The sequence below is a fragment of the Micromonospora arida genome, from assembly GCF_003857035.1.
In the GTDB taxonomy this organism is placed as follows: Bacteria; Actinomycetota; Actinomycetes; order Mycobacteriales; family Micromonosporaceae; genus Micromonospora; species Micromonospora arida.
Map to the genome: position 1 here is coordinate 1 of NZ_QGSY01000243.1, position 25,306 is coordinate 25,306.

The 25,306-nt window shown below is 72.5% G+C and carries 19 protein-coding genes and 1 riboswitch; of the genes, 8 read left to right on the plus strand and 11 right to left on the minus strand.

Features of this window, described 5'->3' with window-relative positions; all coding sequences use genetic code 11:
• The first annotated feature begins 219 nt into the window (after positions 1–219).
• The gene (locus DLJ58_RS24455) at positions 220–1,344 is read left to right on the plus strand and encodes an FUSC family protein (protein WP_124859657.1); all 1,125 of its coding nucleotides are present in this window, start codon (positions 220–222) and stop codon (positions 1,342–1,344) included.
• 12 nt (positions 1,345–1,356) lie between these two features.
• On the opposite strand, the gene DLJ58_RS24460 is transcribed toward DLJ58_RS24455, so the two are convergent.
• Both DLJ58_RS24460 and DLJ58_RS24465 read right to left on the minus strand, forming a co-directional pair.
• Positions 1,357–2,085, minus strand: a complete 729-nt coding sequence (locus tag DLJ58_RS24460) for an alpha/beta hydrolase (RefSeq protein ID WP_124859659.1) — start codon at positions 2,083–2,085, stop codon at positions 1,357–1,359.
• A gap of 91 nt (positions 2,086–2,176) precedes the next feature.
• On the minus strand, positions 2,177–3,169 hold the full coding sequence (locus DLJ58_RS24465; RefSeq protein WP_124859661.1) for a LacI family DNA-binding transcriptional regulator: 993 nt from the start codon (positions 3,167–3,169) through the stop codon (positions 2,177–2,179).
• A gap of 157 nt (positions 3,170–3,326) precedes the next feature.
• Between DLJ58_RS24465 and DLJ58_RS24470 the strand changes: the two genes are divergently transcribed.
• Together DLJ58_RS24470 and DLJ58_RS24475 are read left to right on the plus strand one after the other, a co-directional pair.
• Complete coding sequence (locus DLJ58_RS24470; RefSeq protein WP_244219111.1) at positions 3,327–4,589, plus strand: MFS transporter; 1,263 nt, start codon at positions 3,327–3,329, stop codon at positions 4,587–4,589.
• Positions 4,590–4,662: 73 nt separating this feature from the next.
• Entirely contained in the window at positions 4,663–5,559 is an 897-nt protein-coding gene (locus DLJ58_RS24475) for an aldo/keto reductase (protein ID WP_124859663.1), read from the plus strand.
• Positions 5,560–5,578: 19 nt separating this feature from the next.
• Here the strand turns inward: DLJ58_RS24475 and ileS are convergent, their stop codons facing one another.
• The 6 genes from ileS to DLJ58_RS24505 all read right to left on the minus strand — a co-directional run bounded on the left by ileS (position 5,579) and on the right by DLJ58_RS24505 (position 13,420).
• Positions 5,579–8,725 (minus strand): isoleucine--tRNA ligase, encoded by a 3,147-nt coding sequence (gene ileS, locus DLJ58_RS24480; protein ID WP_279635906.1) that lies wholly within the window; start codon positions 8,723–8,725, stop codon positions 5,579–5,581.
• 279 nt (positions 8,726–9,004) lie between these two features.
• Complete coding sequence (locus DLJ58_RS24485; RefSeq protein ID WP_124859665.1) at positions 9,005–9,670, minus strand: hypothetical protein; 666 nt, start codon at positions 9,668–9,670, stop codon at positions 9,005–9,007.
• Positions 9,671–9,690: 20 nt separating this feature from the next.
• Positions 9,691–10,482, minus strand: a complete 792-nt coding sequence (locus DLJ58_RS24490) for a metallophosphoesterase (protein WP_124859667.1) — start codon at positions 10,480–10,482, stop codon at positions 9,691–9,693.
• Positions 10,483–10,651: 169 nt separating this feature from the next.
• Positions 10,652–11,722, minus strand: a complete 1,071-nt coding sequence (locus DLJ58_RS24495) for an ArsR/SmtB family transcription factor (protein WP_124859669.1) — start codon at positions 11,720–11,722, stop codon at positions 10,652–10,654.
• A gap of 89 nt (positions 11,723–11,811) precedes the next feature.
• Complete coding sequence (locus DLJ58_RS24500) at positions 11,812–12,297, minus strand: hypothetical protein (RefSeq protein ID WP_244219112.1); 486 nt, start codon at positions 12,295–12,297, stop codon at positions 11,812–11,814.
• A 136-nt stretch (positions 12,298–12,433) separates the two neighbouring features.
• Positions 12,434–13,420 carry an aldo/keto reductase gene (locus tag DLJ58_RS24505; protein WP_124859673.1) on the minus strand — a complete coding sequence of 329 codons (987 nt, stop codon included), beginning with the start codon at positions 13,418–13,420 and terminating at the stop codon, positions 12,434–12,436.
• 129 nt (positions 13,421–13,549) lie between these two features.
• Here DLJ58_RS24505 and DLJ58_RS24510 point away from each other — a divergent pair, with 129 nt between their 5' ends.
• Positions 13,550–14,398: a helix-turn-helix transcriptional regulator gene (locus DLJ58_RS24510; protein ID WP_124859675.1), complete on the plus strand. Its 849-nt coding sequence runs from the start codon at positions 13,550–13,552 to the stop codon at positions 14,396–14,398.
• Between the two features lie 32 nt (positions 14,399–14,430).
• Here the strand turns inward: DLJ58_RS24510 and DLJ58_RS24515 are convergent, their stop codons facing one another.
• Together DLJ58_RS24515 and DLJ58_RS24520 are read right to left on the minus strand one after the other, a co-directional pair.
• Positions 14,431–15,150, minus strand: a complete 720-nt coding sequence (locus tag DLJ58_RS24515; RefSeq protein ID WP_124859677.1) for a hypothetical protein — start codon at positions 15,148–15,150, stop codon at positions 14,431–14,433.
• Positions 15,143–15,724: an RNA polymerase sigma factor gene (locus tag DLJ58_RS24520; RefSeq protein ID WP_124859679.1), complete on the minus strand. Its 582-nt coding sequence runs from the start codon at positions 15,722–15,724 to the stop codon at positions 15,143–15,145. Before DLJ58_RS24520 ends, DLJ58_RS24515 begins: the two co-directional genes overlap by 8 nt.
• Before the next feature lie 127 nt (positions 15,725–15,851).
• Between DLJ58_RS24520 and DLJ58_RS24525 the strand changes: the two genes are divergently transcribed.
• Positions 15,852–16,187, plus strand: coding sequence for a hypothetical protein (locus DLJ58_RS24525; RefSeq protein WP_124859681.1), 336 nt, complete (start codon positions 15,852–15,854; stop codon positions 16,185–16,187).
• A gap of 7 nt (positions 16,188–16,194) precedes the next feature.
• Here the strand turns inward: DLJ58_RS24525 and DLJ58_RS24530 are convergent, their stop codons facing one another.
• Positions 16,195–17,490: an MFS transporter gene (locus DLJ58_RS24530; RefSeq protein WP_124859683.1), complete on the minus strand. Its 1,296-nt coding sequence runs from the start codon at positions 17,488–17,490 to the stop codon at positions 16,195–16,197.
• 58 nt (positions 17,491–17,548) lie between these two features.
• Here DLJ58_RS24530 and DLJ58_RS24535 point away from each other — a divergent pair, with 58 nt between their 5' ends.
• From DLJ58_RS24535 to DLJ58_RS24545, 3 genes are all read left to right on the plus strand, one after another.
• Positions 17,549–18,532 carry an ArsR/SmtB family transcription factor gene (locus DLJ58_RS24535; protein ID WP_124859685.1) on the plus strand — a complete coding sequence of 328 codons (984 nt, stop codon included), beginning with the start codon at positions 17,549–17,551 and terminating at the stop codon, positions 18,530–18,532.
• 537 nt (positions 18,533–19,069) lie between these two features.
• A riboswitch (cobalamin riboswitch) is annotated at positions 19,070–19,246 on the plus strand.
• 256 nt (positions 19,247–19,502) lie between these two features.
• Entirely contained in the window at positions 19,503–23,171 is a 3,669-nt protein-coding gene (gene cobN, locus DLJ58_RS24540) for a cobaltochelatase subunit CobN (protein ID WP_124859687.1), read from the plus strand.
• Positions 23,168–25,306 (plus strand): magnesium chelatase subunit D family protein (locus DLJ58_RS24545; RefSeq protein WP_124859689.1); only part of this gene is annotated, 2,139 nt, incomplete at its 3' end. The genes cobN and DLJ58_RS24545, both read left to right, overlap by 4 nt.

Sequence of the window (25,306 nt, forward strand, 5' to 3'; positions counted from 1 at the left end):
CTCTGCCGGGCTGTGCCGGGCTGTGCCGGGCTGTGCGGGCCGGGCTGGGCCGGGCTTGGCTGGGCCGTGACGGCGGTGCGGTGTGGTGTCGCGGGTTGGCGGCGTGCCGGTGCGCCGGCGTGAGCTGGTGGCGGGTGTGGTGAGCTGGCGGCCTGGTGTCGGGTCGGGGCGGTGGGCTGGGGCGGTGGGCCGGCCAGCGTAGGTGGGAGAGGTTGGGCGATGGTGCGGTTCAGCGGCCTGCGGACGGCCGGCGGGCGGTTGCGGCACGGCTGGCGGCCGGTGCTGGAGGCGACCGTCGCGGCGACCGTGGCCTGGCTGTTGGCCACCCGGTTGCTCGGGCACCCGCAGCCCTTCTTCGCGCCGGCTGCCGCGCTGATCGTCCTCGGTCAGGCCCGGGGGCAGCGCATCCGCCGGGCCGTCGAGGTCATCCTCGGGGTCGCCGCCGGCGTGCTCGTCGCGGACCTGGTGGTGCAGGCGCTCGGCCCGGGCAGCACCTGGACGGTGTTCACCGTCATCCTGCTCACCGTCCTCCTCGCGGTGGCCTTCGGCGCCACCGGCGTGACGCTGGTGCAGGCGGCGGTCTCCGCGCTCTACCTGGTGGTGGTCGCACCGCCGGACGGCTCGTTGGTGCCGTTCCGCTTTGTCGACGCGCTGGTCGGTGGCGCGGTCGCCCTCGCGGCCAGCCTGCTGGTCGACGCCCGGCATCCGCTGGCGCCGCTGGTCGCCGAGGTGCGGCGGACCTTCGACGAGTTGGCCGGGCTGCTCGGCGGGATCGCCGACGCGCTGGAGGACCGCGACGAGCCGGCGGCGGTCGCCGCGCTGGGGCAGGCGCGGGGGATGGACGCACGGGTGGACGGGCTGCGCGACGGTGTGCTGGCCGCCGGTGAGGCGCTGCGGCTCAACGTCCGTCGACGTCGGCACATGGGTCGGCTGCGCTCGGTGGACGAGTCGATCCGGCAGATCGACTACGCGGTCCGCAACGTCCGGGTGCTGGCCCGTGCGGGCGTGACACTCAGCCGGCTGCACACTCCGGCCCCGCCCGAGATGGGCGCCGCCCTGCGGTCACTGGCCGAGGCGGTCCGTCAGGCCGGCGCCGCCCTCGCCGCGGACCTGAACGGGCAGGAGGAGACCGCCGACCGGCACGCCACCCGGGCCGACGAGTCGGCGTTGGCCGCGGTGCGCGCCGCCGGGCAGCTCTTCGGTCCCACGCAGACCCTCCCCCTAGCGATGATCATCGGTCAGGTCCGGGCCACGGCCATCGACCTGCTGCGCGGCGTCAACCCGGAGGACGACGCCGCCGTCCTCGCCCGCGTCGACGACGCCCTCGGCCTCCCGCCGGTCTGACGCCCGCACCGTTCAACGGTGGTTCCCTGCCCGCGGAGGATGGGCGGTGAGCCAGGCGATGGCGGAATCGCGGATCGGGGCGGGGATGTCGTGGCCGCCGGGGAACTCCTGGTAGGTCACGTCGTAGCCGAGATCGTGCAGGCGGGGGACGAGGCGGCGGCTGCACACGTCGATCGGCAGCACCCGGTCGTCGACGCCGTGCGAGATGAAGATCCGTGGTCGGCCGTGGGTGACCGGTGGCGCGGCGAAACCGGGGGAGAAGGCCAGCACCGCATCGACCAGATCCCCGTTCGTAAGGCCCAGCGACAGCGCGTACGAGGCACCGTCGGAGAAGCCGCCGACCGTCACGTCGGCCACCGGGTAGGTGTCGAAGACGGTCGCCAACAGCCCGTCGATGCGCCCCACGTCCGCCCCGAAGCCGCCGGCGATCAGGTCCCAACTGGCCGCCGACGAGTCCGGGGCGACCAGCAGCAGGTGCTGCGCGTCCGCGACCGGCAACAGCAGGTCCAGCCCCTGTCGCGCCGAGCCGCCCGCCCCGTGCAGGAGCAGCACCAACCGGTACGCCGAACCGTCGGTCGCGGGCTCCGGGGCGTACCCCAGGGCCAGCCGGTCACCGTCGGGGCCGGTCATCGGCACCAGCCCGGTGCGGCCCGACGCCACCGGCGGGTGGCGGCGGGCGGTCAACCGGCCGTCCCGGGGGCTCGGCGCCGGGTCCCAGTGCGACGGCGCGGAGTCGGACACGGGTCGGCGCTCCTCACGGTGGACGAAAGGTCCGACGCGGTTACCCGGCCCGTACGGGGTTAACCGTCAGCGCGCTCGGCCGAGCGTCGATTCAGGCGCTGGCCCGCGCCACCAGGGCGGACGGGAAGAGGGTCACCGGGGCCGCCGGGCGCCCGTCCAGCAGGGCGGTGGCCGCGGCGGCGGCGATCCGCCCCACCGGATGACTCGCCGTGGTCAGCGCCGGGGCGGTCATCCCGGCCAACGGAATGTCGTCGAAGCCGGCCACCGCGACGTCCGCGGGCACCCGCGCACCGGCGTCCCGCAGGCCCGCGATCACCCCGAGCGCGGTGTCGTCGCTGATCGCGTAGATCGCGTCGATGTCCGGCCAGCGGTGCAGCGCCTCGCCGGCCGCCGCCCGGCCGCGCGCCGCCTTGAAGTCTCCGGGAAGTATCCGCTCCGGCAGGCCGGCCTCCGCCATGAGTCGGCGGTACGTCTGCACCGGGCGTTGCGCGCAGGGCAGCCACCGGGGGCCGGTCACCATGGCGATCCGGCGGCGACCCGAGGCGTACAGGTGGCGCAGCACCGCTTCGGAACCGGCGGCGTTGTCGACGTCGAACGACGGCACGGTCGCCGAGCCGACGCCGATCGAGACCACCCGACCGCGCAGCGACCGGGGCACCGCCTCCAGCAGCTCTTCGGTGGTGTTGACCAGGATCACCCCGCACACGCTGCGATCCCCGTCGAGTTGGTCGAGGCTGCGGGGGTCGCCGAACGGCAGCCAGTACAGCGCCACCCCGACACCGGCGGGCGTGCACACCCGGGCGGCCGCGCCGACCACATGGTGCACGTACGGGTCGTCCAGCACCGCGTCGCTGGCACCCAGAACGGCCACCACCAGGCGTACGCCGCCCCCGCCACTGACCAGCGCCCGGGCGACTGGGTTGGGCACGTAGCCGAGCTGGTCGACGGCTGCCGTGACCTGTTTCCGGGCGGCCGGCGAGGCGAACCCCGTGCCGGCGATCACCCGCGACGCGGTGGACCGGGACACCCCGGCGACCCGGGCCACGTCCTCGAGAGTGGCCGGCCGCTGTGCCGCTGTCGTCATCGTCGCCTCCTGCGGCCCGTCCGGTCGGACCAACGCCTGCTCACATCATGCCCCGGCCGGAGCAGCAGCGGTAAGGGGCGGTCCCCGGTTGTGGTGGTAGCGCTCTCAGGTGTGCGATCGTGCCAGGAGATCACCCCGAGAAAGAGGACCTGCCCTCGTGAGCGCCCCCACCAGTCGACCCGTAGCCCGGGACACCGCATCGCCGACACTGCGTACGGTGCGGCTCGCCCGCAACGGCGTCGCCGTCACCTTCACGCTCAACGGGCTCGCCGTCGGCAGTTGGTTCTCCCGCGTCCCGGCGGTCCGGGAGGCGCTGGACCTCTCCGCCGGCCGACTCGGGTTGCTGCTGCTGGCGATGAGCGTCGGCGCGCTGCTGGCCATGCCCACCTCCGGCCTGCTCGCCCAGCGATTCGGTGCGGCCCGCACCGTCACGATGGCCACCGTGCTGGTCGCGGTCGGCCTGACCGTGGCGGGGCTGGGCGCCACGATGACCGGGTCGTTCGCCATCGTCGCCCTGGGACTGGTCGCCCTCGGCTACGGCTCCGGCGCCTGCGACGTGGCGATGAACGTCGAGGGCGCGTCGGTGGAACGGCGGCTGGGCCGTACGATCATGCCCCGGTTCCACGCCGGGTGGAGCCTCGGTTCGGTGGCCGGAGCGGCGCTCGGGGCCGGGGCGGCCCGGTTCGACGTCTCGGTCGGCGCGCATCTCGTCGCGGTGGCGGTGGTCGTCGTGACCGGCACCGCGCTCGCCGCCCGGACGTTCCTACCCGTGGGCAGCGATCACACCGGCGACCCGGCGGACGCCACCCCGGCCGCCCGTCGCCGGGCGCAACTCGCCGCCTGGCGGGAGCCGCGCACCCTGCTGATCGGGCTGTTCGTGCTGGTCGCGGCGTTCACCGAGGGTGCCGCCAACGACTGGCTGGCCGTTGCGTTCATCGATGGACGGGACCTGAGCGAGGCCGCCGGCGCGGCGGTCTTCGCGGTCTTCGTGGTGGGCATGACCGTCGGACGCACCGTCGGCACCATCGCGCTGGACCGGTGGGGTCGGGTGCCGGTGCTCAGCGGCACCATCGGCCTCGCCGTGGTCGGCGCCGGTCTGGCCGTGCTGGCGGGCTCCGGGCCGGTGGCCGTCATCGGCGTCGCGCTGTGGGGCCTGGGTGCGTCGCTGGGCTTCCCGGTCGGGATGAGCGCGGCGGCCGACGACGAGGCGCACGCGGCGGTGCGGGTGAGCGTGGTCGCGGTGATCGGCTACACCGCGTTCCTCGGTGGCCCGCCGTTGCTGGGGCTGGTCGGCGACGAGGTGGGCACCCTACGCGCGCTGCTGGCGGTGCCGCTGCTGCTGCTGCCGACCCTGCTGCTGGTGCCGGTGCTGCGCCCGCCGCGCTCCGCTGAAACTGCTCCGTCGGTAGTTAAAAACTAACCCATTTCGCCGTCGGGCGGTATCGGGTGCGTGGCCGACTGCGCCGCGCACCCGCACTGGTTACGGTCGCCCGATGCCAACCGACGAGATCACCGCCGTTGCGGCGGGCACCTGGACCCTGGGCGACCGCGCCGTGCACCGGATGGGCTTCGGCTCCATGCGGATCACCGCGAACCCCGACCCTGACCGGGCCGTCGCCCTGCTGCGCCGCGCCGTGGAGCTGGGCGTCAACCACATCGACACTGCCGCGTTCTACGTCTCGCCCGGCGGCACGCTGCGCGTCGGCACCGGCCCGGCCCGCTACGCCACCGAGCTGATCCGCGCGGCGCTCGCCCCGTACCCGGAGGACCTGGTGATCGCCACCAAGGTCGGTTTCGGGTACGACCCGGAGGCGGGCTTCACCGAGGCGTTCACCCCGGCGCAGTTGCGGGCCCAGGTGGAGGAGAACCTTCGCCGGCTCGGCCGCGACCAGCTCGACGTGGTGAACCTGCGCCTCGGCCGAGGGCCGGGTGCGGTGCCGGTGGCCGACCGGTTCGGCGCGCTCGCCGAGTTGCGGACCGCCGGGCTGATCCGGCACCTCGGGCTCTCCAACGTCCGGCCGGAACAGCTGGACGAGGTGGCGGGCATCGCTCCGGTGGTCTGCGTACAGAACAACTACGGGGTGGACGCCTACCGGGAGCAGGACGCGTTCGTCCGGCTCTGCGGTGAGCGGGGCATCGCCTACGTGCCGTTCTTCGCGGTGGCCGGCACCGGGCGGGAGGCGGGCGCGGGCACCGCGCAGGGCGAGGCCGTGGAGGCGGTCGCCCGCGCCCACGGCGTCACCCCTCAGCAGGTACGCCTCGCCTGGACCCTGCACCAGGGCCCCCACGTGCTCGCCATCCCCGGCACTTCGGACCCGGAACACCTGGCGCAGAACATCGCCGCTGGAGCCCTACGCCTGACCCGGGAAGACCTGACCCGTCTCCACTGATCGTCCACCCCGTCACCGCTCAGGCCCGCACGACGTGCACCACAATCTCCTGACCGTCGCCCACCGTGCCGGAGAATCCCTCCGACAACGCGTCCGCAACCGTCAGCTGGAGCGCGAGGGTCTCGTGCGCGATGAGCTTCTGATGCGTGGAGATCGCCGCCGCGACGTCCGCGGGGGCGGCGATCGACACCGTGATCCGGTCGGAGACCTCGAAGTCGGCGTCGCGGCGGGCCTGCTGGATGATGCGGACGACGTCGCGTGCGACGCCCTCGGCTGCCAGTTCGGGGGTGATCTCGGTGTCCAACGCGATCGTCGCGCCACGCTGGGACTCCACGACCCAACCGGTGCGCGGCACCTCCGTGATCAGGATGTCGTCCAGGCCCACCTCGACCTGCGCACCGTCGACCGACAGGGGGTACGTCCCGTTCGCCCGGACGCCGTCGACCAGGTCCCGGGGGGCCACGGCGGCAATCGCCTTCGCGACGTGCTGGGTGCGGTTGCCGAACCGGCGGCCCAGGGTCCGGAAGTTCGCTTTGACCTGCACGTCGATGACCCCGCTCTGGGGATCGAGCGGCTGGAGGACCTTCACGTTCAACTCGTCGCCGATGTCGTCCAGCAACGCCTGCGGGAGAACGGTGCCGGCGGGCAGCCCCACGAGGGCCCGGCTCAACGGCTGACGGATCCGCAGACTGCTCGCCTTACGCGCGGACCGCCCCGCTTCAGCCAACGCCCGCGCCGTGGCCACCTGGGCCGACAACTCCGTGCTGATCAGTGTGGTGTCGGGTGTGGGCCAGGTCGCCAGGTGCACCGACTCCGGAGCCGACTCGGCACCGCGCCGGACGACCTGCTGCCACACCTCCTCCGTGACGAAGGGAATGAACGGCGCCAGTAGCCGCGTGAGGATGTCGAGGCACGAGTACAGGGTGGTGAGGGCGTCCGGGTCGCCCTCCCAGAAACGCTGCCGCGACCGCCGTACGTACCAGTTCGACAGGTCGTCGATGAAGTCGGCGAGCAGTCGGCCGGCGCGCGCCGTGTCGTAGTTCTGCAGCCGTTCGTCAACGGCGGCCGCGAGGGCGTGGACCTCGCCGACGATCCACCGGTCCAACACCGGTCGCTGGGCGACCGGCTGCGCCAGATGCGGCGCCCACGTCGAGTTCGCCGCGTAGAGGGAGAAGAACGCCGCGGTGTTCCAGTAGGTCATCAACACCTTGCGGACGATCTCGTCGAGCGGGCCGGGCCCGATCCGGCGCGGCGACCACGGTGAGCCGGAGCACGCCATGAACCAGCGCACCGCGTCGGCGCCGTGCGTGTCCATCAACGGGATCGGCAGCAGGATGTTGCCCAGGTGTTTGCTCATCTTGCGGCCGTCCTCGGCCAGGATGTGCCCGAGGCAGACGACGTTCTCGTACGGGGACCGGTCGAAGACCAGCGTGCCCACCGCCATCAGCGTGTAGAACCACCCCCGCGTCTGATCGATCGCCTCGCAGATGTACTGGGCCGGGTAGGTGCGCTCGAAGATCTCCTTGCTGCCCGGCACGTGGGGGTAGCCCAACGACGCGAACGGCATCGCCCCGGAGTCGTACCAGGCGTCGATCACCTCGGGGACGCGGGTGGCGATCTGGCCGCACTCCGGGCAGGCGAAGGTGATCTCGTCGACGTACGGGCGGTGCGGATCCAGCTCGGACAGGTCGGCGCCCGCCAGCTCCCCGAGCTCCCTACGGGAACCGACAGCTGTCACGTGGTTGTCGGGGCATCGCCACAGCGGCAGCGGGGTGCCCCAGTACCGGGCCCGGGACACCGCCCAGTCGATGTTGTTCTTCAGCCAGTCGCCGTAGCGGCCGTGTTTGATGTGCTCCGGGAACCAGTTGGTGTTCTCGTTCTCCCGCGTCAGCTCGTCGCGGACCTCGGTCGTCCGGATGTACCAGGATGGCTGCGCGTAGTACATCAGCGGCGTGTGGCACCGCCAGCAGTGCGGGTAGGGGTGCTCGAACGGCTCGTGCCGGAACAACCGACCAGACGTCTTCAGGCGGTCGATGAGCAACGCGTCGGCGTCCTTGAAGAACACCCCACCGACCAGGTCGATGCCGTCGTTGAACCGCCCGTTCGGAGCGACCGGGTTCACCAGCGGCAACCCGTACGCGCGGCAGACGGCGAGGTCGTCCGCGCCGAAGGCCGGCGCCTGGTGCACCAGGCCGGTGCCGTCCTCGGTCGTGACGTACTCCGCGAGGACCACCCGGTGCGCGTCCGGGATGTCCACCAGGTCGAACGGCCGCTCGTACCGCAAACCCTCCAGGGCCGACCCGGGTACGGTCGCCAGGATCTCCGCCTCGTCGCCGAGGACCCGCTGGGTCAGCGGTTCGGCGACGACGAACGTGCCCTGCCCGGTGCGGGCGAGGGCGTACGTCACCGCGGGATGTACGGCGACGGCGGTGTTGGACACCAGGGTCCACGGGGTGGTGGTCCAGACCAGCAGGTCGACGCCGCTGTGGCCGGCCACGTCCCCGCGCAACGGAAACCGCACGTACACGGAGGGGTCGGTGACGGTCTCGTACCCCTGCGCCACCTCGTGGTCGGACAGGGTCGTGCCGTCGCGGGTGCAGTACGGCGCGACCCGGAAGTCCTCCACCAGCCGCCCGCCGTCGTGGATCTTCTTCAGTGACCACCAGACGCTGTCCACGTACTCCGGGGACATGGTCTGGTACGGATGCTCCAGGTCGATCCAGTAACCCATACGCTGGCTGAGCTGGACGAACTCGTCCACGTGCCGCAGGACCGAGGTGCGGCACAGGGCGTTGAACTCCGCGACGCCCATCTTCTCGATGTCGGGCTTGCCGCCGAGCCCCAGTTCCTTTTCCACCGCGAGCTCGACGGGCAGGCCGTGGCAGTCCCACCCGGCACGGCGCGGCACCGAGAAGCCCCGCATCGTCCGGTACCGGGGAAAGAGGTCCTTGAAGACCCTCGCCTCGATGTGGTGGGTGCCCGGTGTGCCGTTGGCGGTCGGCGGCCCTTCGTAGAACACCCACGGCGGACCGTCGGCCGTCTGCTCCAGACTCCGGTTGAACACGTTGTTTGCCTGCCACCACTCGATGACCGCACGGTCCATCCCACCAAGGTCGACCTTGGTGGGCAGTGGCACGAATGGTGACTTCAACGGACCGTCCGGCACCGACGTTCTCCCTACACTCCACGTCCGCTCGCGCGGGCATCAGCTCACTGCCCACGCGGGGACGAAGCGCCGGGCGTATGGCCAGGACTCCGCGGTACCACCCCGCTTGCGCCTCGATGGTGCAGGCGCCGCTCAATTTCGCGACGTGACGTACCGCTACGTCCGGTTCTACTGGGGCGGTCGAACTGCCCGTTCTTCCGGAGGCTCCCCGGTGATGGCCGGATCGGTGCCGATGCCGCCCAGCATAGCTGTCCGTGCGCGCAGCCAGTGGCCGGAGCGCTAGGCGTGCAGCCAGACGCGGAGAGGGCCGGTGGTGGTGAAGCCGGCGGAGAGCGCCGGCGTCAGGTCCGCTGTGGTTTCGTAGCCGACCAGCGGCGCGTTGGGCACTGTGGCGCACACCGCGCGCCAGATGTCCCGCGAGTTGTCGGTGCGGGTGAACAGGTTGGAGACGCCGTACGGGCCGTCGCCGTTGAGCACCGCCCCACCGATGATCACACCCCGGTCGTCGTGGCGGGCGAGAACCCGTACCCGGGGGTCGGCCAGGAGCGCGGGGCGGAACAGCTCCCCACCGCCGTGCGCCGCCGCCCAGGCCGCCAGGCCGTCGGGTGTGGTGACCGGGGCCAGCGGTGTGTCGACAGGCGGTGCCGACGGTGGCCGGTGGATCCACTGGGCGTCGAAGAGCACCCGGAACCCGTACCCGGACAGGTCGAGGTCGGCGAAGCTGTCCTTCACCGACGCGCCGGGCCCCGCGTCGATCCGGGTCAGCAGGGCCTCGGCGTCGACGCCCGGCCGCAGGGTGACCGCGTCCGGGTACCACTGTGGCGAACGGTGGGGGACCGACCAGGCGTCGGCGTCGGTACGGCCGGCCAACCCGTGGCTGCCGCAGACGATGCCGCACCATTCGGCGTTGTTTCGGGCCGCCGTCACCCGCTCGTCCTCCAGCACGCCAGGCAGCCTAGCCAGGGTCAGCGGAGTCGAGTGAGCAGGATCCGGCCGCCCTCGTAGACGCCGCCGTCGATGGCGATGACTCTGTCGTCGGCGTACCGCAGCGCGACTGTGACATCCTGCGGTGCCACGCCGAAGTGCTTGGTGAGGGTGCTGTGGCCGTGGACGAGCACGCTGCCTCCGAGTGTGCGCAGCATCAGCGACACCGGATCGTCGGGGTTCGCCTGTTCGGCGTCACGAAAGGCACCGCGATCGCTCAGCCGGCCACAGAAGTCCAGCCACGCAGCGGGGTCGCTGGAGCCGAGAGCCGTGGTGACTGCCGCGTTCACGGTGGTCATGCTGGATCCCAGTTCCAGGTACCGGGCGGTGTCGGAGTGCACGAGCAGGAATCCGTCGACGACCGTGACCGCAGGCAGCTGCGTCATCCACTCGACATGCTGTGGCGTCAGTTGGTGCAGGTCCGTCTCACGTCCGCCGAACCGCGCCCAGCCACCGCGAAACCCGCCGGGCTCGTCCCAGCCGGCGACGGGCATGGTGCCGAACCGGTGCGCGGCGAGCAACTGCGCCTCGTGGTTACCCAACAACGTCCCGACGTGGCCGCCCGCCGCAGTTGCGGCGACGGCGAGCCGCTGGATGTCGTTGATGACGCCGATACCGTCCGGGCCCCGATCGACGTAGTCGCCGAGCAGCCACAACCGCGCGCCACCCCCGGACCAGTGCCCCGTGCGGTCGACGAGCCCGGCCTCGTGAAGTGACTCGCGGAGTTCGGACCGGTGACCGTGGATGTCCGCTGCCACGTACAGCGGCGTCATGCCGCCGCCAGCTCACCCAGGTGAATTGCCGCATGCGCGCCCCGGACCACCTGGAACCGGTCCCGGTCGGCGGCCAACCGCCGCATCGTTTCGTCGAGCGTCACCATGGCCGCCACGGTAGGGAGTGCCGCCGGCCGGTGGCCAAAGCCTGCAGGTCTTCGGCAGGGAATCAGCGACGGAGCACGTCGAGCAGGTCGGCGCCTATCGTCTGGATGGCGGACGCCTCCAGCGAGTAGCGGACAAAGTGCCCAGCCCGCTCCGCGCGAACCAGTCCAGCGAGGCGCAGGGCGGACAGGTGCTTGGTCACCGCGGTCTCATCGAGGTGCCAGAGCCGGGCGATCTCCCGCGCTGACCTGGGCTCGACCGCGATCGCGCGGCACACCTCCAGGCGCGCCGGATGAGCGAGCACGTCGAGCCGCCGCAGGGTCAGTCGCCGGTCGGCCGCACGCTCCGGCGGTGGAAACGGGTAATGCACCACCACCGGACGGCCCGCCTCATCGGCGACGTACACGTGTGGGGTGCCGAAGACGGTGGGGATCAGCACCAGCCCACGGTCGGACACCGCCAACGACTTGCTCTGCACCTTGTCGATGGTGACGCGGCCGTCTTCAGCGATGGCCACCGCAGGAGACAAGCCAGACAACGCGGCCCGGGGGCCGCCGCGCGCACCCATTCGCGATCGCGCCTGCACCTCACCAGTCAGCGCGGGCTCGATCCGGCGCCACTCGGCCGCGAAGAAGGCCGACCAGCAGCCCTCCAGAATGTCGACCACCGCGGCCTGCGCGGCGGCGGGCTTCTCCAGGAGCAGCCGCACCGCCCGCGTCGCCCCTGCTCCCCGCGCCCGCGACAACGCCATCAATTCGGCACCCACGCGGTGGTCGGCCACGTCGGCGGATCGCCCGCCCACCCGCAGCAGCGGCCGAAGCATCGCAGCGGCGAACTGCGCGGGAGGCATGCTCCGGAGCGCCGTCACCGCTTGGACCCAATCGAGAGCCGGCGGCAGCGTTGGATCCGCGAACACTGTCGCGCGGACCGCTCGAACCGCGAACGACCATGCGCTCAGCTCCGCGGCCAGGTCGTCTGGCAACTCACCGAGGACTCGCTCCGCCCACCCCGCGCGCTCCGGGTGGTGCTCGGTGCCGACCAGCACGTGCCATGCCCAGGCCAACTCCACCATCGGCGACACCGCGAACGTCAGCGCCGTGGCCCGACCCGCAGGAAGCTGAAAGGTGATCGGCACGACCACACCCTAAGCGGCGGTGGCGGCAAGGACGGGCCGGGACGTCGCCGGTTCCGCACGGCCCCAGGCACCGCGCCGACCGGGGTAGCTCAGGGGGCGTAGACCAGGTCCATCGTGTCGGTGTGCCCGGACCAGCGCAGGTCGAGGCGCCAGCAACCGGCCTGGGGCAGGTCGATGATCGACGGACCGGGGCCGCCGGGAACCTCCCGGATCACCCGGGTGTCGGTGCCGTCCAGCCTCGCGGTGATCACCAGGGTCGCCGGTGCGGACGGTTCGGGGGAGGTCGTGGCGGCGCGGGCCACCCACAGGATCTTGTTGTTCGACCCGTCTTCGCGGACCTGTCGCAGCGGGTGGGCGAACAGCACCGCCACGATGTCACCCTTCGCGCCGAAGACGTGCGGCACCCGCGCGTCCCCGCTGAAACCGGCGTCCGCCCAGTCGGGCAGGGAGCCCGTCTCCACCCGCGTCGCGCAGGCGGTCGCGGTGCTCGCCGAGGTGGCCGCACCCGCCGTCGGTGCCGCGCCGCTGGTCGTGGTGGTGCATCCCGCCAGCAGGACCACCGAGGATGCCAGCATCAACCTGCCCCAGGAAACCATCTCGCCCCTTCCGGTACGCGTTGGCGACTCGCCGCACCCTTCCGACACCGCCCGGGCCCGCCAGGTTCCTAGTGCCTCGTCTTGGAATGTCCGTTCGAGGCCGCATGACGAGGCACTAGTTACCGACGCCGAGGCTCGACATGAACGCCGCCGGGTAACGGTCACCGCGCGCGGCACCCTTCGGCACGGCCGCCTCGATCTCCTCGAGATCATCGGCCGACAGCTTCACGTCCAGCGCCGGCAACGCCTCGGCCAGCCGCTGCCGGGTGCGCGCACCGACCAGCGGAACGATGGACGGGTCCTGCGCCGCCACCCACGCGATCGCCAACTGCGCCACCGTGCACCCCTTCGCGTCGGCGGCCCGGCGCAACGCCTCCACCAGGGCGAGGTTGTGTGACGCGTTCTCGGCGGAGAAGCGGGGACTGTGGTTACGCGGATCGTCCGCCCGTCCCGGCACCCAGTTCCCCGAGAGCAGGCCACGGCTCAGCACCCCGTACGCGGTCAGCCCGATGCCCAGCTCCCGCAGCGTGGGCAGCACGTCGGCCTCGACCGCCCGCGACAGCAGCGAATACTCAATCTGAAGATCAGCAACCGGATGTACGGCGTGCGCCCGCCGGATGGTCTCCGCGTCAACCTCGGAGAGCCCCACATACCGCACATAGCCGGCGTCGATCATCTCCTTGATCGCGCCGATCGTGTCCTCGATCGGCACCGACCGGTCGAGCCGGGCCGGCCGGTAGATGTCCACGTAGTCGACGCCGAGCCGGGTCAGCGAGTAGCTCAGGAAGTTCCGCACCGAAGCCGGGCGGGAGTCCTGACCGGCGAACCGCATGCCCGGCCCCACCTGCTGCCCGAACTTCACACTCAGCAGATAGCTGTCCCGGTCGCGTCCCCGCAACGCCTCCGACAGCAGCAGCTCGTTGTGCCCCATGCCATAGAAGTCACCGGTGTCGACCAGCGTGACCCCCGCGTCCAGCGCGGTCCGTACGGTGGCGATGCTCTCCTCGCGATCGGCCGGGCCGTACGCGCCCGACATACTCATCGCCCCCAGCCCCACCGCGGAAACCTTGGGACCCGTGTTACCCAGAGTGCGTGTCTGCATCGAAACTCTCCCTCATCGGTCGATCTCGGCTCCACCCTGCGCCGCTTTCCCGCCTGCCGGCAGCGGAGCGCTTGTCGTGGGAGCGCTGCTCCCTGGCTCGGCGCCCGGTCCCTGGGGCAGCATGGAGGCATGCAGCGTGAGCAGCTCGCCGACTTCCTGCGGCGCCGGCGCGAGGCCATCCGCCCCGCCGAGGTCGGCATCGCCGACGGGCCCCGCCGCCGCACCGCCGGCCTGCGCCGCGAGGAGGTCGCCATGCTCGCCGGCATGTCCGTCGACTACGTCGTCCGCCTTGAGCAGGGCCGCAGCAGCCAGCCGTCGACCCAGCTGCTCGGTGCCCTGGCCCGGGCCCTGCGCCTGACCGACGACGAGCGAAGCCACCTGTTCCACCTGGCCGGCCACCAGCCGCCGCCCGCCGACGGCATCGCCCGCCTGGCCCGGGCCGGCCTGGTCCGCCTGCTCGACCTGGTGGGCGACACCCCCGCCATGGTCCTGTCCGACCTCGGCGAGGTCCTGGCGCAGAACCGCATGTCGATGCTGCTCACGGGCGACCACACCGGGCTGACCGGCGACCGCCGCTACGTCGCCTACCGCTACTTCACCGACCCGGTCATCCGCGACCTCCACGGCCCCGAGGAATGGCAACGGCACGCCCGCCAGCAGGTCGCCGACCTGCGCGCGGTGGCTGGCCGGCGGGCCGGCGACCCGGACGTGACCGGCCTGATCGAACGGTTGCGGGCTGCGAGCGACGACTTCCGGCGGCTGTGGGCCGAGCACGAGGTGGCGGTGCGCCGGGCCGACCGCAAGACGTTCATGCACCCGCGCGTGGGCCGCATCACGATGGACTGCGAAACCCTGGTCACCCCGGACCTCGGCCAGCAGTTGCTGGTGCTGACCCCGGCCGACGCCGAGGCCCGGGAGAAGCTTGAGCTGCTGCGCGTGCTGGGGGTCGAGGAGTTCCCGGCCGAGTTGCCTCACTGACTGTGCCGCGATCAACGTTCACAGACGCGGCACTAGTGCAGTGAACGCGCGATCTCGATCGCGTCGGCCTTGGTGAGGGCGCCCTCGAGCCGGTAACTCACGTCGTTGTCCTGCCAGATCAGGGTCGAGCCGGCCAGCCGGGCGGTCTCCCGGCGGATCCCGCCCGCCCGGTCCACGTAGGACAGGACGTGTGGACCGTCGACCCAGACGGCGAAGTCGCCGTTGACCTGGACCCAGTTCGCGCCCGGCGGGGTGACCTCCTTGTGGAAGGCCAGGTCGAGGTGACCGTCGAACGCGTCGACGCGCAGCGCGCCCCCGTCGTAGAGCAGCGTCGCCACCCGGAACCGGCCGGAGGCGTCCGGGTCGGCGACCAGCACCTGCTCGGGCGTGCCCAGCATCGCCGGCAGGCGGATCGGAAACCGCACCGACCGTTGGGCCTCGTCCAGGGCGACGGCCCGCTGGCCGGGCAACGGCGACGCGGTGCCGCCGGGCGGCGTCGGGGCGGGTGAGGTGGCGATGCTGACCCCGGCGAAGCGCAGCAGCCCCGTGACGACGTCGGCGATCGCGGCCCGCGTCGGCGGCAACAGCGCCACCAGCAGGGCGACGAGCGCCACCGCGGCGAGCGACCGCCACCGGCGTCGCCGGGGCGCGGGCGTGCCGAGTCGTACGCGGACGCGGGCGGTCACGTCGGGCGGATCGGGGGTGTCCAGCCAGGCGGACAGGTCGCGCAGTTCCCGTTCGAGGTCACCCATGCCGGACCTCCTCACGGTCGAGCAGCCCGCGAAGTTTCGCCAGCGCCCGGGACGTACGCGACTTCACAGTGCCCCGGGGCCAGCCCAGAGCCGCCACCGTCTCTTCCTCGCTGAGATCGAGGAAGAACCGGCAGACGATCACCTCGCGGTCCCGTACCGGCAGTTGTCGCAGGGCCTGCACCAACGACGCCCGGCGCTCCCCGGCGAGGACCGCGCCGACCGCGTCGTCCTCGGCGATCTCGGACGTCGGGTCCGCTGCCGCCGCCCGCAGGACGAGCCCGTCGCGCCGGCCACGGGAGCGGTGCAGGTTGCGGGTCTCGTTGGCGACGATCGCGAGCAGCCACGACCGGAAGGACGCGTCACCCCGGTAACGGGACAGCTTCCGGTACGCCTTCACAAACGCCTCCTGGATGACGTCCTCGGAGTCCGAGCCCGCGCCGAGCAGCACCGCGGTCCGGTACGCGGACGCGGTGTGCCGGGCCACCAGGAGGTTGTACGCCTCCAGGTCGCCTGCCCGAGCGCGGGTGACGAGCGCCTCGTCGTCCAGGGGAGCCTCCGTTCGGATCACACTCATGACACCGCCCACCCGCCGCGGGTTCCACCCGGATCTCCCGGCGTAGGTCAGCTCTCTCCCATCCGGCGTGCAGCGTATTGCCAGGAATCGGTGCTGCACTGGAGGGACGTCGAGGAGAGGGGCGGGCATGAGCTGGTTCAACCGCCGATCACGGGGTGCCGAGGCGACCCCGACGAAGCTGGACCGGGAAGCGACCCGCGACGACCTTGCGGCGCTGGAGGCGTTCGTGGCCACCCGGCGCGGGGTGGAGTTCTACCTGGAGCCGGAGACGACCGCGACGGACACCACGGTGGTGGCGATCGCCCACGACGGCGAGTGGATCCGCCGCCGCACCGGAACGCCCCGCGCGGCCGGGTCCATCGCCCGCAAGCACGCGGTGCCGCTGTACGAGGCCGCGCGCACCGGCTACCCGGAACGGATGCGGACCTGGAGCCGGGCCCATCCGGAACGCCACGCCCGCTGAGGCCAGGTCAGTGCGGCTGGGCCGGCGTGGGTTCGTGGAGGGCGGTAGCGCGGGCCTGCACCAGTCGGAATTCGGGCGAGGTGACAGTTCGTAACGTCACGGCGAGCACCAGGACGCAGAGAGCTGCTCCGCCCCAGAAGACCGCTCTGACGCTGACCAGTTCCGCGGTGAGGCCGGCGACCAGAGCCCCGAGTGGCATCGAACCCCAACTGGTCAGGCGGCTGACCCCGCTGTAGCGCCCCATCATCTCGTCGGGCACGACGAGTGCGCGCAGCGAGCTGTAGGTGACGTTCCACGCGCCGGAGCCGGCGCCGCCCAGGACGGTCGCTGCGGCGACCAGCCGGGGGGACGAGGTGATCGCTGGTGCTGCCAGCAGTACGGCGAAACTGGCCATGGACGCGGCGAGGACGACCCGCCGTCCCAGCCGGCGGGTGAGAGCGGGCGCGGCGGAGGCTCCCACCACGCCGCCCACTCCCAGGGCTCCGATCATCAGGCCGTATTCCGCGTGGCTCAGGTTCATCGGTCCGGGTGCGATCGCGTAGACGGCGATGACTGCCATCCAGGCCGCCCAGCATCCGCTCGCTGCGCCAGCCACCAGCAGCAGGGTCCGCAGAATTCTTGCCTGCCATACGTATCGGATGCCTTCCCGGATGTCGGCGCGCAGGCCTGGAGCGTTCGCTGCCGGTCCGGGGTGACAGTTGTTGCGGTAGTGACCGGTCATGACTGCCAGTGCGAGCAGGGCGCCTGCGTAGCCGATGCCGCCGGCCCCGAGCGCCACGGCCAGCCCGGCGGCGGCCAGCAGGCCACCCAGCGGGGGTCCGATGAATTCGTTGGCCGCCGTCTCGGTCGCTGTCAACGTCGCGAACGCGGATTCCATGCGATTGCGGGGTATGACCATCGGCACGACCGACATCCGGGTGGTGTCGGCGAACACCTCGGCGGTGCCGAGGAGCAGCGCCCCCGCGTACAGGCCGGCCAGCGGAAGGACGTCCAGGACGATGGCGCCCACGAGCCCGGCGAGGACCAGGGCGCGCACGGCGGCCATCGCCATGATCAGGCGCCGGCGGTCCACTCGGTCGGCGAGGGCGCCAGCGGGCAGTGCGAACAACAACCAGGGCAGGGTGTTGGCCAGGGTGGCGGCGGCAACCAGCGCAGGGGAGTCCGTCATCGAGACGGCCACCAGCGGCAGGGTCAGCTTGACGACGCCGTCAGCCAGGTTGGTGATGGCGGCACCGGCCCACAGAGCGTTGAAGTTCCGCGTGCTCACGGTCGTCAGGTCGTCTGGCCGGATGTCGCTGCGCATGTCCAGGAGCTTGCGACATCCCGCAGTGCCTCCCTAGAGTTTCGACTGGAGGCGAAACGTGGCGGTGTTTCTGGTCGACGCCGAAGTGATGGCGCAGGCGCGTTTCGGCACTTCGCAGCTCACCGAGACGTTGGGGGCGCTGAACATCCTGCGTCGGGCTCAGCCGCTTCCGTGGCATCGGGTCTGGCGGGACCAGCATGTCGATGCCTTCCGGGGCTATCTCGACGATGACCCGGTGACGCGGGCCATTCTGGCGCACGCCATGTCGTCCTCCTGGATGGCCGACTTCCTGACGGTGCCGCCCGCCCGTCCGGACATGACGCTGGACGACGAACTCGCGGAGCTCGAGTCGCTGCCGGATGACCGAATCCGTGCGGATCTGTCCCACGTACGTTCCCCGCTGGCCCCGGAACTGCGCGGTTCGGGGTTGGCGCGCCGGACGGCGGCTCTGGTGCGCTGGGTCTGGCACCACACGATCGAGGCGGACTGGCCGCGCCGGCAGTCGGTGCTGCGTGCCGATGTGGTGTCCCGGATCTCCCGCCTGGGCCGGGACGGATGGTCCGGGGTCATCAACGACATGCGGCCGGGCATGCGCTGGCTCGGCAACGGCCGGCTGCAGGTCGAGGAGCGGCCCTACCCGCCGTCCGACCTGCGGGGCGGGACGCTGAGATTTTTCGCGGCCCACTGCCGGGGAGGCTGGATCTCCTGGAGGTTGCCCGACCGCTTCGGCATCGTCTACCCGGTGACGGGGATCTTCACCCAGGCGACTCGCACCACCCCGGATCCCCTGCGCCGCCTGCTCGGGAACGCGCGGAGCATGATTCTGGTGCAGGCGGCTGAGCCGATCAGCACCACGGCCGTGGTCGCCGCTACCGGGCTGCCGCTCGGTACCGTCGGCGGTCACCTGCGCGTGCTGACGGATGCCGGTCTGCTCCAGAAGCGCCGGTCAGGCCGGGAGGTCCTCTACTGGTGGACGGATGCAGCCCAGGCGCTCGTGGCCGGGGCGGAAGACAGTTGTCCACCGATGAATCACCCACCGTGATCGATATCGGGGGTTGCGGTGAGCAGGGTCGTGGTGTGAGTCTCCGGTCCCGTCCGCACCTACCCGTGCGCCCCGCGTGGTTGTGTCGCAACTGCGCCGCCGCGTGGCCGTGCTCCCGCGCGCAGCTCGATCTCGTCGCCGGGTTCTACGGCCACTCGCTGGCGCTGGCCCTGTACTTGACGTCCTGCATGGACGAGGCCATTCACGACTTGTACAGTCTCGGCGGTCGTCCGGACCTTGCGATGATGCACAGCCGTTTCTCGGCTGGCTGTCGCTGACCCGCCGGCCGCGCCGATGTGAGCACGAGTAGCCCACTGCCAACCGGGGCGGGGTTGAATCGTCTACGACATCAGCTCCAGAGGGCGCCGCACACACGCTGCCCCCGCCAGGGCACCACTCCGCCACCGACCAACCAGCCCAACAACCCATCATTACGGCGAGAGACGACCCCCGTGCGCCGATATTTTCGCAGGTCAATGTGGTGGGCATGGTCGGGCGGTGGTGGGGTCCGCGTTGACCGGCGGCGCGGCGGTGTGGCAGCATTCGCGGCCTGACGGCAGTGAAGGAAGTCGGTGCGAATCCGACGCGGTCCCGCCACTGTCACCGGGGAGCGATCCCCCCTCGTGAGTCACGGCCGTGTGTCTGCGGTTGGAAGGCCGGGGGAGAGCGTCGATCCGGAAGCCAGGATACTTCGGCCGTCGGGACGTACCCCAGGGCGTGGACACCCGAGGAGGACCCGATGACGCACGGCGTCTCATTCATCGACGATTATCGTCGTATTGCGCTCCAGGCAGTGCATTCCAAGGACACCGGCCACCGGCACCGCTGAGCTGATCGCCCGGCGCTGACCGGCCCCGACCCATGAGTCGGTGCGCCGTTCGCTCGGGCCGTCGTACCGGCTGACGCCGTACCCACCCGCATCGCCCGGTCGCCCCGTGAGGGCCCAGGGCGTCACTCTCCGGAGCCTGCCGTGCGCATCCTGCTGCTCTCCACCGCCGACACCGATCTGCTGGCCGCCCGCGCCAGCGGTGCCGACTACCGGTTGGCCAACCCCGCCCGAGTCGCCGCCGACGAGGTGCCCGCCCTGCTCGACGGGGTCGCCCTCGTCGTCGTACGCCTGCTCGGCGGTCGGCAGGCGTGGCCGGACGGCCTCGCCGCCGTGCTCGCCACCGGCGTGCCGACGATCGTGCTCGGGGGTGAGGCGCTGCCCGACGCGGAACTGATGGCGATCTCCACAGTGCCGTCCGGGGTCGTCACTCAGGCGCTGGCGTACCTGGTCGAGGGCGGACCGGACAACCTGGCGCAGCTGGCCCGGTTCCTCTCCGACACGGTGCTGCTCACCGGCGAGGGGTTCGCCCCGCCCGCCCGCACCCCGGCGTACGGCGTGCACGGCGCGCACCTGGCCGACCCGTACCGGCCCACCGTGGGGATCGTCTTCTACCGGGCACACGCGCTGGCCGGCAACACCGGGTTCGTCGACGTGCTCGCGGACGCGGTCCACCAGGCCGGCGGCAACCCGTTGCCGATCTTCTGCGGCTCCCTGCGAGGGCTCACCGCCGACAGTGGGCCGCTCGGGCTCTTCGCCCGGTGCGACGCGCTGCTGGTCACCGTCCTCGCAGCTGGTGGCGCGGTCGCCGCGGACGCCTCCGGCGGAGGTGACGAGGACGCCTGGGACGTGGGCGTGCTGGCCGCCCTGGACGTGCCGATCGTCCAGGCCCTCTGCCTGACCAGCACTCGGGAGCAGTGGGCCGGCAGCGACGCCGGGCTGTCCCCACTGGACGCCGCCATGCAGGTGGCCATCCCCGAGTTCGACGGCCGGATCGTCACAGTGCCGTTCTCGTTCAAGCAGATCGACGCGGACGGGCTCTCGGTCTACGCCGCCGATCCCGAGCGGGCCGCCCGGGTCGCCGGGATCGCGGTGCGCCACGCCCGGCTGCGGTACGTGCCGCACGCCGACAAACGGGTCGCCGTGGTGCTCAGCTCGTACCCCACCAAGCACTCCCGGGTCGGCAACGCCGTCGGGTTGGACACCCCGGCCTCGGCGGTCCGGCTGTTCGCCGCGCTGGCCGAGGCCGGCTACTACCTGGGTGACGCGCCACCGCCCGACGACGGCGACGCGCTGATCCACGCGCTGATCGCCGCCGGTGGTCACGACGTGGAGTGGCTCACCCCGGAGCAGTTGGCCGCCGCCGAGGCCCGGATACCGGGGCCGACGTACCGGCGCTGGTTCGACCAGGTCCCGGCCGAGCTGCGCGAGCGGATGCGGGAGCACTGGGGTGAGCCGCCGGGCGAGCTGTACACCGACGGCGGCGACATCGTGCTCGCCGGGCTGCGCTTCGGCAACGTGGTGCTGCTGATCCAGCCCCCCCGCGGCTTCGGGGAGAACCCGATCGCCATCTACCACGACCCGGACCTGCCGCCCAGCCACCACTACCTGGCCGCGTACCGCTGGTTGACCGCGCCGGTCGCGGACGGCGGCTTCGGCGCGGACGCCGTGGTGCACCTGGGTAAGCACGGCACCCTGGAGTGGCTGCCCGGCAAGGGCCTCGGCCTGGCCGCCGACTGCGCGCCCGACGCGGTCCTCGGCGACCTGCCGTTGGTGTACCCGTTCATCGTCAACGACCCCGGAGAGGGCACCCAGGCCAAGCGGCGGGCGCACGCCGTGGTCGTCGACCACCTGGTCCCGCCGATGGCCCGCGCCGAGACCTACGGCGACCTGGCCAAACTGGAACAACTGCTCGACGAGTACGCGACAGTGCAGGCCCTCGACCCGGCCAAGGTGCCCACCGTACGGGCCCAGATCTGGGACCTGGTGCGCGCCGCCGAGCTGCACCACGACCTGCACGCCGAGGCGATGCCCGACGCGGACGACTTCGACGACTTCGTGCTGCACCTCGATGGGTACCTGTGCGAGGTCAAGGACGTGCAGATCCGCGACGGGCTGCACATCCTCGCCGACGCGCCCACCGGCGAGCCCCGGGTCAACCTGGTCCTCGCGGTGCTGCGCGCCCCGCAGATCTGGGGCGGCGCCCAGGCCCTGCCCGGCCTACGGCAGGCGCTCGCCGCCGCGTACTCCCTCGACGAGCAGGAGCTGCTCGCGTCGCCGGGACAGCGACTGGCACTGCCTGCGGCGCTGACCGACGTGGTGGACGGGCCGGCCGGCACCGCCGCCGACGCGATCGACCTCATCGAGGCCCTCGCGCGGCGGCTGGTCGTCGGCATGGAGACCCTGGACTGGGCCGTGGACACGGTCGACGCCGTGGTGACGGAGGTGACCGGTCGGTCGATCCCGGACGTCGTCGCGGTGCTGCACTTCGCCGCCACCGAGCTGGTGCCCCGACTGGACCGGACCACCGACGAACTGACCAACACCCTCGGGGCGCTGGACGGCAGGTTCGTGCCTCCCGGCCCGTCCGGCTCACCCACCCGCGGCCTGGTCAACGTGCTGCCCACCGGCCGCAACTTCTACTCCGTCGACCCGAAGGCCATCCCCAGCCGCAACGCCTGGGACGTCGGGGTGGCCCTCGCCGACTCGCTGCTGGCCCGGCATCTCGCCGACACCGGGGCGTACCCCCGCTCGGTGGGGTTGACCGTGTGGGGCACCAGCGCGATGCGGACCCAGGGCGACGACATCGCCGAGGTGCTCGCGCTGCTGGGCTGCCGCCCGGTCTGGGACGACAGGTCCCGACGGGTGACCGGCATCGAGGTGGTGCCGACCGCCGAGCTGGGCCGCCCGCGCGTCGACGTCACAGTGCGCATCTCCGGGTTCTTCCGCGACGCGTTTCCGCACGTGGTGGCGCTGCTCGACGACGCCGTCCGGCGGGTCGCCGCCCTGGACGAGCCGGACGAGGAGAACTACCTGCGGGCGCACGTCGCCGCCGACCTCGCCGAGCACGGCGACGAGCGGCGGGCCACCGCCCGGATCTTCGGTTCCAAGCCCGGCGCGTACGGCGCTGGGCTGCTGCCCCTGATCGACGCCCGGACCTGGCGCAGCGACGCCGACCTGGCCGAGGTGTACGCGGTGTGGGGCGGCTACGCGTACGGCCGGGGCCTGGACGGGCGGGAGGCGCGCGCCGACATGGAGCGCTCGTTCGCCCGGATCGCGGTGGCGGTGAAGAACCAGGACACCCGCGAGCACGACATCGTCGACTCCGACGACTACTTCCAGTACCACGGCGGGATGGTGGCGATGGTCCGCCACCTCACCGGCACGTCACCGCAGGCGTACGTGGGTGACTCGGCGATGCCGCACGACGTGCGTACCCGCACGCTGGGCGAGGAGACCCGGCGGGTGTTCCGGGCCCGGGTGGTCAACCCGAAGTGGATCGCCGCGATGCGCCGGCACGGCTACAAGGGCGCGTTCGAGCTGGCGGCCACAGTGGACTACCTGTTCGGCTACGACGCCACCGCCGGTGTGGTCGACGACTGGATGTACGAGCACCTGGCCGCCGCGTACCTCTTCGACGACACCACCCGGGAGTTCCTGGAGCAGTCCAACCCGTGGGCGTTGCGCGGCATCACCGAGCGGCTGTTGGAGGCCGCCGACCGAGGGCTGTGGGCCAAGCCGGAGCCGGCCACCCTCGACCGGCTGCGCGACACCTATCTGGCCAGCGAGGGCGACCTGGAGGACCGGGCATGACTTACCCGTTCAGTGCGGTGCTCGGCATGGCCGACATGCGGCTGGCGTTGCTGCTCAACGCGGTCTCCCCGGCGATCGGCGGGGTGCTGGTCCGGGGTGAGAAGGGGACCGCGAAGTCCACCGCCGTGCGGGCTCTCGCCGCGCTGCTGCCCCCGGTGCGGCGGGTGGCCGGCTGCCGGTTCGGCTGTAACCCGGTCGAGCCCGACCCGGCCTGCCCGGACGGCCCGCACCTGGCCGACGCCGCCGCCGAGACGCGTCCGGCCCGCCTCGTCGAGCTGCCGGTGGGTGCCGCCGAGGACCGGGTGGTCGGCGCGTTGGACCTGGAGAAGGCGATCGGCGAGGGGGTACGCGCCTTCGAGCCGGGCCTGCTCGCCGCCGCGCACCGGGGCGTGCTCTACGTCGACGAGGTCAACCTGCTGCACGACCACCTCGTCGACCTGCTGCTCGACGCGGCGGCGATGGGCCGCAGCCACGTCGAGCGGGAGGGCGTGTCGGTCAGCCACGCCGCCCGGTTCCTGCTGGTCGGCACGATGAACCCGGAGGAGGGGGAGCTGCGCCCGCAGTTGCTCGACCGGTTCGGGCTCACCGTGGAGGTGGGCGCCAGCCGGGACCCGGAGATCCGGGTCGAGGTGGTCCGCCGTCGGCTGGCCGCCGACGCGGACCCGGTCGGCTTCGCCGCCCGCTGGGCCGAGGCCGACGCGGAGATCGCCGGCCAGGTGGCCGCCGCCCGCCGCCGACTTCCCGGGGTACGACTGCCGGACGCCGCGTTGCGGCAGATCGCCGAGGTGTGTGCGGCGTTCGACGTGGACGGGATGCGGGCCGACATCGTCACCGCCCGTACCGCCCTCGCCCACGCCGCCTGGCACGGCCGGGACCGGGTCACCATCGACGACGTCCGGGTGGCCGCCCGGCTGGCCCTGCCGCACCGCCGCCGCCGCGACCCGTTCGATACCCCCGGGCTGGACGAGAAGCGCCTCGACGAGGCGTTGCAGCGCGCCCAGGACGCCCACCCCGACGACCCGGACGACGCCGGCCCCGACGACCGCGGCCCGGACGACGGTGACCCGGACGGCAGCCCGCAGGGCGGTGGTCCGGCCGGCGGCGGTGGCCCGAACGGGGGCGGACCAAGTGGCGGCGGACCAAGTGGCGGCGGCCCGCAGGGCGGCGACCGCAGCGGCGACGGCATCGACCAGGGTGAACCCGGGCCGCTGCGCTCGACGGCGCGTGACGGCGCTGGCCCCGACGGGCGCACCGACGGCCCGGACGGCACCGACGGCTGGCCGCAGCGCCAGCCGGGCGACCGGGGTGACGACGGCCAGAACTCGCGCCCGCGCGGTGGCCGGCAACCAGCGACCGGTGCCGACGACCCGACCGGCGGCGGGGAGTCCCAGCCGGTGGCCGTACCCCGGGGTGGGCTGAAGGCGCGGGTGCTCACCGCGCCCGGCCTGGGTGACGGGGTGCCGGGCCGGCGGTCGCGGGCCCGCACCGGGCGGGGCCGTACCACCGGCGCGCGGGTGCCGGCAGGTCGGGTGGGCGCGCTGCACCTGCCGGCCACGATCCGCGCCGCCGCGCCGCACCAGGCGGCCCGGGGCCGGGTCACCGGTCCACTGCGACTGCGCCGCGACGACCTGCGCGAGGCGGTTCGTGAGGGGCGCGAGGGCAACCTGGTGCTGTTCGTGGTGGACGCGAGCGGCTCGATGGGTGCCCGGCAGCGGATGACCACCGTGAAGGACGCGGTGCTCGCCCTGCTCACCGACGCGTACCAGCGGCGGGACAAGGTCGCGGTGATCGCGTTCCGGGGCGCCGGTGCCCGGATCCTGCTGCCGGCGACCTCGTCGGTGCTGGCCGCCTCGACCCGGCTGGCCGAACTGCCCACGGGCGGGCGTACGCCGCTGGCCGAGGGGCTGCTCGCCGCCGCGGACCTGTTACGGGTGGAGCGCCTGCGCGACCCGAAGCGCCGCCCGCTGGTCCTCATCGTCACCGACGGGAGGGCCACGGCGGGCACCCGCCCGCTGGACCGGGCGGCAGCGGCGGCAGCGGTCCTGGCCGCCACCGGCGCGCCGTGCGTGGTCGTCGACTGCGAGACGGGCCCGGTCCGCCTGCACCTGGCCGCCCGCCTGGCCACCCAGCTGAGT